This window comes from Cryobacterium sinapicolor, assembly GCF_004403465.1.
In the GTDB taxonomy this organism is placed as follows: Bacteria; Actinomycetota; Actinomycetes; order Actinomycetales; family Microbacteriaceae; genus Cryobacterium; species Cryobacterium sinapicolor.
In genome coordinates this window covers 1-11,679 of sequence record NZ_SOGQ01000024.1, presented here as the reverse complement: position 1 = coordinate 11,679, position 11,679 = coordinate 1, and the positions used below count along the sequence as shown (strand labels likewise).

The following is an 11,679-nucleotide window of genomic DNA, read 5'->3' as shown; positions in this document are numbered from 1 at the left end:
CGGAACTGTCTGTTTCGGGGCTCAACGAGGTGGGTGCCGGCGGCAGCGGGTCGTCGCCTCGGGACCAGCCGATCGGGACGAGTCGACGCAGCACGTCGGTTGCGTCTTGTTTTCGGCCATGGCGGCAGTATGGCGCGGGGGCCCCAGATGGGGCAGATCGCGCGGTGGGATAGCTCGCGTGGTCGGGCAGATCGCACGGTCGGGCAGATCGCACGGTGGGGCAGATCGCACGGTGGGGCAGATCGCACGGTGGGGAAAATCGCACGTCCGGCCGGACTCCGGCCTTTCGGCAGCGGCTCTGGCCGATCCGGGCGCGGCGGCGCCGGGCAGCAGCTCATGCCGGGGGTAGGCAGGGGGGTGAGTCTGCATTCGGGCAGACGGATGGCCGGAAGCGGTGCGCTCCCGGCCATCCGTTGTGTGCTGCGGTGCTACTTTCCGGCGTGAACGTCCGCCTCGGCACTTACGTCGGCACCCGCGTCGGCTCCGGAACCCACCTCAACACCGGCGTCGGTCTCGGCCGCAACGTGCGCCTGGACCCGCTCAGCGATGTTCTGGACCACGGTGCCGTAATCGCCGTTGAGAGCGGCGGCTTCGAGCGTCTGCGCGGCGGCTTCCTGCTCGTCGGCAGGCGTGCTCTTCAGCTCGGCCAGGTCGGCCTGCAGGTCGGCCGGCAGCTTCTCGAGGAGCGCCGGGGTGTCGGCGAGCTGGAGTGCGAGCTCCTTCACTGACGGAGCGGCATCCGTGGCCGGCTCCTGGTCGGTGCCCGATTCGGCGGTGCCCGAGTCGGCGGTGCCGGATTCGGCGGTGCCCGACACGGTGCCCGAGTCTGCGCTCAGGGCGGCCCGCACGGCGGCAGCCAGCGGGTGCTCCGGGTTGTCCCGCACGGCCTCGGCGATCTTCGTGATCTCCTCGCCGTACCCTCCGGCCAGCGCGGTGGTGCGCACGGTGTCGACGGCGGCGGCCCGGTCGGCCGCACCGGAGGCATCCGTGAGCGTGGTCAGGTCATCCTGCAGGTTCGCGGGCAGGGTGTCGAAAAGCTCGGCGTGTTCGGAGAGGGTGGTGGCCACCTTCTGGGCCTTCACATTCCCGCTCTGCCCGTGGGATAGATCGGCGCGAAGTTCCGCCGACAGCGACGCCAGGAATTCGCCGTTCGAGGTGGCGCCGGCGTCCCCGCTCGCGCCGGCACTGAGGCTGGAGCTCGTCGTGTTCACGGAGCTGAGTGGGGCGGCGGTCGCTCCCTGGGCGCCGACGCCGAGCAGTGCCCCGGCGGTCAGAACCGAGGCGGCGCCGATGGCGACGCGCTTGGTGCGGGAGGGGGCGGTTGCCGGGAAGATCGTGTGCTTGTTCAAAGTGGATCCTTTCGATTGCGGCGGCCGGTCGGTAAGTACCCGATCGACCGTTCGTAGTCATCGGAGGAGTTTAGGTACCGGGAGTGGGTGGGCGGTCCGTGCGGGCTGGGAATCGACGGATTCCCGCGGGTTCCCGGTGGGCGTGTCACCGCGCACTGCCGTCGGCCTGCGCCCAGGAGTTCCGGCGCGGAATGCCGCCTGACCAGGGGCTGAGCCTCTCGGGCCACGAGTCGGATCCGGCCGGTCGGCCAGATCCGGCGGCGGGGGCGCCCCGGCCGATTACGCTCTGCGCGGAGAAACCCTGGAACCGCGGGGGCGCTCAGGGCGTGGGCAGCAGCCCGTGCTCGCGGCAGGGCTGGCCGCCGACAAGGTTCAGGCACGAATTGAACGCCGCGGGATAGCCCACGGCCTCCGACGCCCCGAACCACTGGTTGTAGAACCGCCAGAAGTTCAGGTTGCCGTGGGTTGAGCATCCGTCGCCGTCGAAGGCCGGGCCATCCAGCGCTGCCTCGTTGGGCTGGTACGGCGTGTAGTTGTACAGGTTCGCGGTGGCCTGGTTTTCGATGGTCACACCTGTTGCCCCGCAGCTCGCATCCGGATTGAAAGCCACGCGCACGGTGCCGATCTTGTAGGCCCGCTCGGGCTCCTGGGTGTACTGCCGGAACTGCCAGGCGGCGCGGTAGACCTGATTGAAGAAGCCGAAGTACTGAGTGTCGCAGTCGGCCGTGTCGGGGCAGCCGTAGCCGGTGGCGCGCAGATACCCGGCTGCGCTCGGCCGGGTGAGCAGGGACTGCTCCTTCTGCAGCAGCACCAGCAGCACCTTCGGGCTGATCAGGCAGGCCTCGGACACTTTCGCGATGATGCGGGCGGCCGACTCGTTGCGGCCCCCCGGGTACGCGGAGCAGTGCCCCTCGCCATGCGGCGGTTGGGAGATCGTGTTCTCCGCATAGTCGGCCAGGCACGGCGAGCCGTCACGGGGGATGCAGGAGCGGTCCGCCAGGAACGATTGGATCTCGTTCTCGTTCATGGAGTCGGCGTTGTAGAAGTTGTAGTCGCTGATGATCGCCCCGGGTTCGAAGCGGGCCGGTGCGGTGGCCTCGTCGGTGGGTTGCACCGACGCGGCCAGCGCCAGTCCACCGCCCAGCAGGGCCAGGGCGACGATCATCGCCAGTGCGATCATGCGGCGACGCGGCGTGCCCAGGTCCGTCATAGGGGAGACTTTACCGGGGCTGCGCGGGAAGGTGCTGGGAGCCGGCGGCCGACACGCAACGGCCCAGACCGGCCGGCGCGGGGCCCCCGGAGTAGTTTGGGGGCATGCCTGACACACAGCCAGAACAGACTCCCGTTTCCAGCGACAGCATCGTCGTCGGACACGACGGATCGGGTCACGCCGATCACGCCGTGGCCGTGGCGCTCGACCTCGCCAAGCAACTGCATGCGCCGGTCGTACTGGTGCGTGCGTGGTCCATCGACACGGCTCCGCGCCCGGCCAACTGGGAATTCGGCTACGTCTCCTCGATCGAGGACTATGCCGAGGCGGTGCGCACGGAGCTCGGCGAGGCTGTGATGGCCGAGGTGGCCAAGCACCCCGACGTGAAGGTCGAATACCGGGCCGTCTATGCGAGCCCCCTGAAGTCCCTGATCGACGCGTCCCGGGGCGCACGGATGCTCGTGGTCGGGTCCCGCGGCCGCGGCGGCCTCAGCGGAATGCTGCTGGGCTCCGTGAGCGAGCAGTGCGTGCGGCACGCGAAGTGCCCGGTGCTGGTCGTGCGCCCGAACACGTGAGCCGGGTCGCCCCGGGCCGCGTAGCGCGGCCCGGGGCGACCGGTTACTCCTCGTTGTCGGTGACGACGAGGGTGACGGCGATGTTCCCGCGGGTGGCGCGCGAATAGGGGCAGACCTGGTGGGCTGCCTCGAGGGCAGCGTGGGCGGTCTCCGGGTCGACGCCGGGCAGCTGGGCCTCGATCGTGACCTCGAAGTCGAAGCCGGTGGCCATGCCGCCGACGAGGTTGACGGTCAGGGTGACGGCGGAGTCGGCGACATCGAGCTTCTGCTGGCGGGCGACACCCTTGAGGGCGTTGTGGAAGCAGGCGGCCCAGCCGCTGGCGAAGAGCTGCTCGGGGTTGGTTCCGGGGCCGTTGTCGCCGCCCATCTCGGCTGGGATGGAGAGGTCCAACTCGAGCTTGTTGTCGCTCGTGACGACCTTGCCGGAGCGGCCGCCCCAAGAGGTGGCGGAGGCAGTGTAGACAGGGGTGCTCGTGGTGGTCGGCATGCTCATGGTGTCCTCTTTCGGGCGTCGCGGTGGAGACTGGGGTGAGCTCTCCAGGAAGTGCTTCGTATTCGAAACAACTAGGGACGGTTGATGAGTATTCCCGAATCCGCGGTCACACCCGCCGAGATGCAGGCGTGGGCCGCGATCTTCGAGACGTCGAACACCGTGCAGTACGCCGCCGACCGTGAATTGCGCGGCACCGTGGGCCTGTCACTGGCGCAGTTCGAGATCCTGGCGCGCATCGGCGAAGGGGCGGATGCCGCGCGCCGCATGACCGATATCGCCGACGAGCTCACGGTGTCGCGCAGCGGCCTCACCTACCAGGTCGGCCAGCTCGAGCAGCGCGGGCTGGTCGAGCGCCGCCCGGCCGCCGCTGACGAGCGGTCGGTGATGGCCCATCTCACCCCGGCGGGCCGGGACTGCCTGGCCGAGGGGATCCCCGGTTACGTGCGGCTGGTGCGGGAAATGCTGTTCGACCGGATCAGTGCGGAAGATCTGGCGACGGTGACCAGAATTCTCGGCTCGGTGCGCACCGAGCTCAGGACCCAGCCGAAGCGGTCGACGTTCCGGACGCACGCGCCCGGCGGGAACGCCACCACGCCCAGACCGTAGTCAGGATTCGCTTGAGGACCACCGCGACGCGGTGGGCGGTGGGAAATTCCGTGCCCAGAATCGCGATGCCGAGGAAGACGACCAGCCAGCCGGGCCCGGGCAGGGGCACCAGGATGAGCCCGATCACGGCGACTGTGGAACCGAGCAGGCCGACCAGGGCGCGGTAGAGCCACCGCAGGCGGGGATGCTGGTCCACCCAAGCGCGGCTCCGGCGCAGGAAGCGCCGGATCGGGTGGGCCGGGTGGGCAGTGCCGCGTGCACTGTCGAGATCGCGCTGCAGGGAGACGGTCATTCGTTCAGGTTAAGCTGGGTCGCTGGGAACCGGCTGCGCGGGCATCCGTCGCCCTGGCGAACCGCGGTAAATGCCGATCGCGCGCAGTCGAGCCTGCACCCGCGCGCAGTCGAGCCTGCACCCGCGCGTCGAGGGTCGCCGATTGCACCGAGAGTCCCCATTCCGCGGGCGATGCTCGGCGTGAACGGCGACTCTCGATGGTTGCGGGGTCCTCCCGCCCGACCGGGAGCAATGCGTCGATCCCCTTGACTTGGAGCGCCTTAACCGGTTTAGCTGGCTGTACCAAACCGGTTCAGGCTGAACCAGGAGAGAAGAAATGACGTACAACGCTGTTCGCTCACCGTCCCCCCGTCCACGATCTCTGACAGCCGTGGCCCTCACCGCCGCGGTCTCGCTGCTCCTGCTCGGAGCCGGCACCATAACCGCCGCGGCATCGCCACCCGGCGCACCCGGCGCATTCAGTGGAGCGGCCGATGCCGCCGCCGGCAGCCCGGCCCTGGCGGCGTCGGCACCGCTGACCAACCTGTCCCACCTCACGTTCCTGCTTGACACCGTGCCGCTGCCTGCTGTGGAGGGGCACACCACCTACGAGATCGACGCGCAGCCCACCGCCCAGGCGCCGTGGACCTACGCCGACAAGAAGGCCGACGGCAGCTACGGCCGGGTCGGCGGCGGGTCGCTCGACCCCGCGACCGGGCACTGGAGCCAGGGTGCGTACAACGCCGACGACATCGCCCGCACCGCCGTCGTCTACCTGCGGCACTGGCAGCAGACCGGCAACGAGACCAGCCGCGAGCACGCCGTGCAGACCCTGCGTTCCCTCACCTACCTGCAGACCGCGACCGGCCCGAACGCCGGGAACGTCGTGCTCTGGCAGCAGGCCGACGGCACCCTGACCCCGAGCGCCAGCCCGGTGGAACTGCCCGACCCGAGCGACTCGGCCGAATCCTACTGGGTGGCGCGCACGGTCTGGGCCCTCGGCGAGGGCTTCGCCGCCTTCCAGGACACCGACCCCGAGTTCGCCGCGTTCCTGCAGGACCGCCTGCACCTCTCCCTCGACTCCCTCGAGCGCCAGTCGCTCGGCCAGTACGGCACCTTCGACGTGGCCGACGGCGTGAACGTGCCGGCCTGGCTCATCGCGGGCGGGGCGGATGCCTCGGCCGAGGCCGCGCTCGGCCTCGCCGCCTACGTCACGGCCGTTCCGGACGACTCCTCCGCGCGCACCGCACTGACGCAGCTCACCGAGGGGGTCGCCGGGATGTCCTCCGGCTCCGCCACCGAGTGGCCCTTCGGCGCGATCATGCCGTGGAACAAGTCGCAGACCCTGTGGCACGCCTGGGGCGGACTGGCCCCGGCCGCCGTCGCCACCGCGTCCACGGTGCTCGGCCGCTCCGACCTGCTCGGCGCCGCCGTCACGGACGCCGCCCAGTTCACCCCGCAACTGCTGGCCGCCGGCGGACCGGACAACGCCTGGAGCCCCACCCCCGGTGAGGCCCAGATCGCGTACGGCGTCGACTCCCGCGTGCAGGGGCTGGTCGCCACCGCCGCGGCCGCGAACGCCCCCGGCCTGCTCGACCTGGCCGCCGTGACCGCCGGCTGGTTCTTCGGCGCCAACCCGAACGGAGCCCCGGCCTACGACCCGGCCACCGGCACGGCCATCGACGGCATCGAAACCGACGGCCGGATCAACCCCAACTCGGGCGCCGAGTCCACCATCCACGCCTTGATGACCATGCTCACCCTGGACGCGAATCCGACGCTGAAGGCCACGGCCCTCGGCATCGACGAGACCCTCTCCACCGTGGGGCTCAGCGTCGTCGAGGCCGAGTCCGGCACCATCACGGGCAGCGGATCCGTGGTCACGCCGCCGTCCTCCTGGACCGGCGAGGCCAACCTCTCCGGCGGCGCCTACGTCATGCTGTATGCGGGCGACTCCCTGAGCATTCCGGTTCCCGCCAGCGACCAGGCTCGCAATGTCTTCCCGATCGTGAACCAGGGCGAGGGCGACTCCGGCGCCACGGCCTGGTCGTCCGCGACGTCGGCTCTGGGCAGCACGAGCAACGGTGGTGCGGGCGCGCAGGGCATCACGGATGCCTCGGGACGCCTGTTCCCGCTCTCGCTCGAGCAGGCTCTGCCTGGGGCGGACACCGCGGTCGTCGGCGTCGCCGGAGGGGTGGCATCCGTTGACGCGATGCTGATCCAGCCGTTGGTCTCGACGATCACGGTGACCGGGCCTGCGGGGGAGTCCACGGTGTACGTCAGCGCGGCCAGCGAGACGAGCGCGCGCACGGTCGTCGTGCCGCGCGGCTACCGCTTGGCGCAACAGGCGTTCGACGCGGTCGGCCGGCCCGTCGCATCCGTCGACAAGAAGGCGTCGAAGGCCGGCGCCGTGACGGTCGCCGCCGGAGGGTTCACGGTGGCGAAGCTGGTGCGCAAGTAGGGCTGCAGCCATCGGCGCGTCGAGAGTCGCCAATGATGCCGAGAGTCGCCGTTGCCGGGGCGATTCTTGGCAGAAACGGCGACTCTCGGCCGTGAAAGGGCAGGCTAGGGCAGGCTAGGGCAGCGGGCTGCGCGGGCTACTGGGGCAGCGGCAGCGGCAGTGGCTGCGGGACCACTCCGAGTGTCGTGAGCATGGCCTCGACCCGGTGCCGGATCTGGTCGCGGATGCGACGTACCTCCTCGATCGGCTGCCCGGCCGGGTCGGTCAGGTCCCAGTCCTGATAGAGCTTGCCCGGATAAACCGGGCAGGCGTCGCCGCAGCCCATGGTGACGACGACGTCGGCGGCCTGCACGACGTCATCCGTCAACGGTTTCGGGAACTCCTCCTGGAAGTCGAGCCCGAGCTCGGTCATCACCGCCATCACCGTGGGGTTCAGACCCTTGGCCGGCGCCGAACCGGCCGAACGCACGTGCACGCGGCCAGCGGACAGGGCCTGCGTGAGTACGGCCGCCATCTGTGACCGCCCCGCGTTCTGCTCGCACACGAACAGGACTTCGGGGACGTCCTTTTCGATCGCTCCCTTGGCTTGGGCCAGCGCGGTCAGGCGGTCGGTCGCATAGCGCCCCGTGTTGGTCACGAGGAACGCCGTGACCGTCGACGTGCGCAGCAGTGACGCGTACGACTCGAGCACGTAGCGCTCGATCGTCTCGGCGCCGAAGATGCCCGAGAACCGCTGGGTGAGGTCCGCGGCGAGCCGTCGCAGCGAATCCTCGGGGAAGGCCAGTCCCGGCAGGGACCGGCGCGCGCTCAGATCGCTCATGACGGGGCGGACCTATGCCTGGACGGGCAGGATCTCGGCGAGCAGGGCCTGGATGCGGGCCTTGATCTCGTCGCGGATCGGGCGAACGGACTCGATGCCCTGGCCGGCCGGGTCGGCGAGTTCCCAGTCCTCGTAGCGCTTGCCGGGGAAGATCGGGCAGGTGTCGCCGCAACCCATGGTGATGACTACGTCCGACTCCTTGACGGCCTCGGTGGTGAGGATCTTCGGCACGTTGTTCGCGATGTCGATGCCTTCCTCATTCATGGCCTCAATGGCGATGGGGTTGATCTGGTCCTTGGGAGCAGAGCCGGCGGACAGGACCTCGACGCGGCCCTCGGACAGGGCGGTCATGTAGCCGGCGGCCATCTGAGAGCGGCCCGCGTTGTGCACGCAGACGAAGAGAACGGTGGGCTTTTCGGTCATGATCTGGGGTTCCTTCTTCATTTTCGGGGACGTGAGGGTAGTTCGGTGAAAAAAGACTAAACCGGATCGGGCAGTGAGTCGACGGTGCTTTCCGTGACGGATGCCCGCGGCGCGACCCCCGGGAACAGCCGCGGCCGCAGCCACAGCGCCACGTAGACGAGGGCGACGAGCACCGGCACCTCGATCAGGGGGCCCACGATGCCCGCCAGGGCCTGGCCGCTGGTGGCGCCGAAGGTGCCGATGGCCACGGCGATCGCCAGCTCGAAGTTGTTGCCGGCGGCGGTGAACGCCAGGGTCGTGGTGCGCTCGTATGAGAGCCCGGTGAGCTTGCCGGTGGCGAATCCGGCGGCGAACATGACTACGAAGTAGACCAGCAGCGGCAGGGCGATCAGGGCCACGTCGAAGGGGCGGTCGATCACCTGGCGGCCCTGTAGGGCGAAGAGCAGCACGATCGTGAACAGCAGCCCATAGAGGGCGAACGGGCTGATTTTCGGCAGGAACCGGCTCTCGTACCAGTCGCGGCCGCGGGTGGCCTCGCCGACCCGGCGGGACAGGTAGCCGGCCAGCAGCGGGATGCCGAGGAAGACGAGCACGCTCACGGTGATCGCCCAGATCGAGAACTCGGCGCTCGTGGTCGTTAGGCCGAGCCAGGCGGGGAGGACCTGGAGGTAGAACCAGCCGAGCGCGGCGAACGCGATGACCTGGAAGACGGAGTTCAGCGCCACCAGGAACGCGGCGGCCTCGCGGTCGCCACAGGCCAGGTCGTTCCAGATCAGCACCATTGCGATGCAGCGGGCGAGACCCACGATGATCAGCCCGGTGCGGTACTCGGGTAGGTCCGGGAGGAAGATCCAGGCGAGGGCGAACATCAGGGCGGGCCCCAGCAGCCAGTTCAGCACCAGCGATGAGACCAGAAGGCGGCGGTCGCGGGCGACCGCGCGGGCATCCGTGTAGCGAACCTTGGCCAGAACCGGGTACATCATCACCAGCAGCCCGATCGCGATGGGCACGCTGACCGAGCCGACCGTGAACGTCGCGAGCAGGTCGCCGACGCCGGGGGCGACGACCGCCAACAGCAGCCCCAGGGCCATCGCCGCGAGGATCCAGACCGGCAGGAGACGGTCGACGGCCCCGAGTCGCGCCGGCGCGGGGGCGGTGGTGTGCCCGAGCGTCAGCTGCGCGGTGGGCTGGGCGGCGGGCTGGGCGGTGGGCTGGGCGGTGGGCTGGGCGGTGGTCGGTTCGGGGAAGGGCATCTGGCTCCGTGAGCGGGTGAGGCAAAATCGGCGGGTGGGTCATAACATCAGTGGTGTCGATAGGGAGTCTTCCCCAATACATCGATGGATGTCAATTTATGGGAGATACTGTTCAGATGCCGTTCATTGAGACCCGCGCAGTGCCTGAGGCGCCGACCGTCATGGTCGGCGCAGTCGGCGCGGATGCCGCGCTTGCCTCCGTTTCGGCTGCTTCGGTAGACGCAGTCGGTGTGGCGGATGCCGCCGCCGCCGCGGCTGCTGCTGCCTGCTGCGCCCCAACGGCGCGCGAGGCGATCGGTGCCGATGAGGCGGAGCGGCTCGCCCGGCTGCTGAAAGCCGTGGCCGACCCGGCCCGGCTGCGCCTGGTGTCCCTGGTCGCCGCGCACGACGATCTGGAGGCCTGCGTCTGTGACCTGACCGAGCCTCTCGGACTCAGTCAGCCCACCGTGTCGCATCACCTCAAAGTCCTGGTGGATGCCGGAATCCTGACCCGCGACAAACGCGGAACCTGGGCCTACTACCGGCTCGTGCCCGGCGCTCTCGGATCGCTGGCGGACCGGGTGCTCGGGCTCTGAGTTCGCGGCTCCGCGAGTGCGGCTCTGCGTCGCAGGGTTTGCGGCTCCGAGTTTGCTGTGCTGAGTTTGCGGTGCTGCGCGTGCGCGCTAGGCTGTAAGGCTGAGCTTTTGGGCGATCGCCCGTGGCGGCGATTCTGGGCAGCCGACCGGAATCCGTCAGCGACCTGCGTAAGCCCAGCGCTTTTTCAGGATACCGAGATATCCTCAAGACTTGTGCGCGAAGCCCCACGTCGTGCGTCGCACCTGGCACTTCCTCTGAGGGAGCGTCGTTCCCCGTGGGATTTTATCTGCGCTGTGAGCGCATTCTCCGTCTGAGTGAGGTTCCGGCTCCCCCTCACCCGAACCGCGTAGCCGCGCCGACGAAAGCTCTCACCATGCCCATTTTTCCCCTGTTCCTTGACTGCCGCGTTTCGGCGGAAGGTGCCTATGCAGACGCCTAGGCTCATCAGGTTGCCCAGACTCACCAGATTCACCCTGATCCCGAGTCAGGCCGCCGCCGGCGGCTTCGCGATGCTTTTCGCCGGACTGCTCACGGTGATCCTCGGCATTCCCGCGCAGGCATCGGAACTCGACGACTACAGCTGGCTGCCGCCGGCCGCCCTGGAAGCATCGGTGCGGGCCTCCGCGGAGGCCTCAGCGAATGTCGCCGCGCCCGATCCCACCGCGCGTGCTGCCGCCGCCTCCGATGCCTCCGCCGCCGAAACGACGCTACAGGGCCTGGTGCCGAGTGCGGCGACCACCGCCACCGTGCACCGCGACGGTTTCACGGTCACCGATGCGCCGAAGCCCGTGCCCGTGCCTGCCGCCCCTGCTGCGGTTCCGACCGCCGACGATGCGGCCGCTCCGGCCGCCGCTAATGCAGCCGTGCAATGGCCCTTCCCGGGCTCGGTTCGCCTCTCCGGTCCCTATGGTCCGCGCGATGCCCCCTGCGGGGGCTGCTCGACGTTCCACAAGGGGCTCGATATGCTTCCCGGCGAGGGTGCACCTGCTCTGGCGGTTGCGGACGGCGTCGTGCGTGAGGTCTCGGCCACGGACAACGGCGGCTTCGGCGTCTACGCGATCGTCGACCACACCGTCGACGGACAGCTCGTCAGCAGCGTCTATGCGCACTTCCAGGCCGGCTCGCTGCAGGTCTCCGCGGGAGAGCCCGTGGGCGTAGGCACGCACCTGGGCAACGTGGGCAGCACCGGCCAGAGCACCGGCCCGCACCTGCATTTCGAGATCCTGATCGACGGGATCACCCCGACGGATCCGTACGCTTGGATGTCGCAGCGCGCCGGCCCGATGTAGCTGGGCTGCGGCGCGGGGGTCGGCGGGAGTCGCGCTCGGCTGTGTGCCGGGCGCGGCATTGTGCTGCCCTGCCGAGCGCTGCCTGGCCGAGCGCTGCCTGGCCGTGTTCTGCCTGGCCGAGCGCTGCCTGGCCGAGCGCTGCCTGGCCGTGTTCTGCCTGGCCGAGCGCTGCCTGGCCGTGCCCGCCGCAGCCGCTCGAACGAATTCGACGGGGATTTTGCCGGTTCAGCCCCGAAATCGCCGAGAATCGCCGTCTGGCAACAAAATCTCCGTCGAATTGGTTCACCCAGGGGTCGGGGCTCGCGGCGGGGACGGGTGCCGGCGCGGCGGTGGGCGCGGCGCGGCGGTGGGCG

At 69.7% G+C, this 11,679-nt stretch carries 12 protein-coding genes; 5 read left to right on the top strand and 7 right to left on the bottom strand.

Features of this window, described 5'->3' with window-relative positions; all coding sequences use genetic code 11:
- Positions 1 to 428: 428 nt before the first annotated feature.
- Entirely contained in the window at positions 429 to 1,349 is a 921-nt protein-coding gene (locus E3T28_RS05070; protein WP_134428563.1) for a hypothetical protein, read from the bottom strand.
- 319 nt (positions 1,350 to 1,668) lie between these two features.
- Positions 1,669 to 2,559 (bottom strand): hypothetical protein, encoded by an 891-nt coding sequence (locus E3T28_RS05065; protein WP_134428561.1) that lies wholly within the window; start codon positions 2,557 to 2,559, stop codon positions 1,669 to 1,671.
- A 104-nt stretch (positions 2,560 to 2,663) separates the two neighbouring features.
- Here E3T28_RS05065 and E3T28_RS05060 point away from each other — a divergent pair, with 104 nt between their 5' ends.
- The gene (locus E3T28_RS05060; RefSeq protein WP_134428559.1) at positions 2,664 to 3,134 is read left to right on the top strand and encodes a universal stress protein; all 471 of its coding nucleotides are present in this window, start codon (positions 2,664 to 2,666) and stop codon (positions 3,132 to 3,134) included.
- A gap of 43 nt (positions 3,135 to 3,177) precedes the next feature.
- Here the strand turns inward: E3T28_RS05060 and E3T28_RS05055 are convergent, their stop codons facing one another.
- On the bottom strand, positions 3,178 to 3,621 hold the full coding sequence (locus tag E3T28_RS05055) for an organic hydroperoxide resistance protein (RefSeq protein ID WP_134428630.1): 444 nt from the start codon (positions 3,619 to 3,621) through the stop codon (positions 3,178 to 3,180).
- 90 nt (positions 3,622 to 3,711) lie between these two features.
- Between E3T28_RS05055 and E3T28_RS05050 the strand changes: the two genes are divergently transcribed.
- Positions 3,712 to 4,233, top strand: coding sequence for a MarR family winged helix-turn-helix transcriptional regulator (locus E3T28_RS05050; protein ID WP_134428557.1), 522 nt, complete (start codon positions 3,712 to 3,714; stop codon positions 4,231 to 4,233).
- On the opposite strand, the gene E3T28_RS05045 is transcribed toward E3T28_RS05050, so the two are convergent.
- The gene (locus tag E3T28_RS05045) at positions 4,160 to 4,525 is read right to left on the bottom strand and encodes a TIGR02611 family protein (RefSeq protein WP_134428555.1); all 366 of its coding nucleotides are present in this window, start codon (positions 4,523 to 4,525) and stop codon (positions 4,160 to 4,162) included. The two genes, E3T28_RS05050 and E3T28_RS05045, sit on opposite strands and share 74 nt — an antisense overlap.
- A 316-nt stretch (positions 4,526 to 4,841) precedes the next feature.
- On the opposite strand from E3T28_RS05045, the gene E3T28_RS05040 reads away from it, so the two are divergent.
- Positions 4,842 to 6,965: a hypothetical protein gene (locus tag E3T28_RS05040; RefSeq protein ID WP_134428553.1), complete on the top strand. Its 2,124-nt coding sequence runs from the start codon at positions 4,842 to 4,844 to the stop codon at positions 6,963 to 6,965.
- A gap of 136 nt (positions 6,966 to 7,101) precedes the next feature.
- Here E3T28_RS05040 and E3T28_RS05035 read toward each other — a convergent pair whose 3' ends face one another.
- From E3T28_RS05035 to arsB, 3 genes are read right to left on the bottom strand one after another with little or no spacing between them, the layout of a single operon-like run.
- Positions 7,102 to 7,785, bottom strand: a complete 684-nt coding sequence (locus tag E3T28_RS05035) for an arsenate reductase/protein-tyrosine-phosphatase family protein (RefSeq protein ID WP_134428551.1) — start codon at positions 7,783 to 7,785, stop codon at positions 7,102 to 7,104.
- A gap of 12 nt (positions 7,786 to 7,797) precedes the next feature.
- The gene (locus E3T28_RS05030) at positions 7,798 to 8,208 is read right to left on the bottom strand and encodes an arsenate reductase ArsC (protein ID WP_134428628.1); all 411 of its coding nucleotides are present in this window, start codon (positions 8,206 to 8,208) and stop codon (positions 7,798 to 7,800) included.
- Positions 8,209 to 8,264: 56 nt separating this feature from the next.
- On the bottom strand, positions 8,265 to 9,461 hold the full coding sequence (gene arsB / locus E3T28_RS05025) for an ACR3 family arsenite efflux transporter (RefSeq protein WP_134428549.1): 1,197 nt from the start codon (positions 9,459 to 9,461) through the stop codon (positions 8,265 to 8,267).
- Positions 9,462 to 9,622: 161 nt separating this feature from the next.
- On the opposite strand from arsB, the gene E3T28_RS05020 reads away from it, so the two are divergent.
- Together E3T28_RS05020 and E3T28_RS05015 are read left to right on the top strand one after the other, a co-directional pair.
- Positions 9,623 to 10,036, top strand: a complete 414-nt coding sequence (locus E3T28_RS05020; protein WP_134428626.1) for an ArsR/SmtB family transcription factor — start codon at positions 9,623 to 9,625, stop codon at positions 10,034 to 10,036.
- A gap of 450 nt (positions 10,037 to 10,486) precedes the next feature.
- Positions 10,487 to 11,326 (top strand): M23 family metallopeptidase, encoded by an 840-nt coding sequence (locus E3T28_RS05015; protein WP_166786927.1) that lies wholly within the window; start codon positions 10,487 to 10,489, stop codon positions 11,324 to 11,326.
- The last annotated feature ends 353 nt before the right edge of the window (positions 11,327 to 11,679 follow it).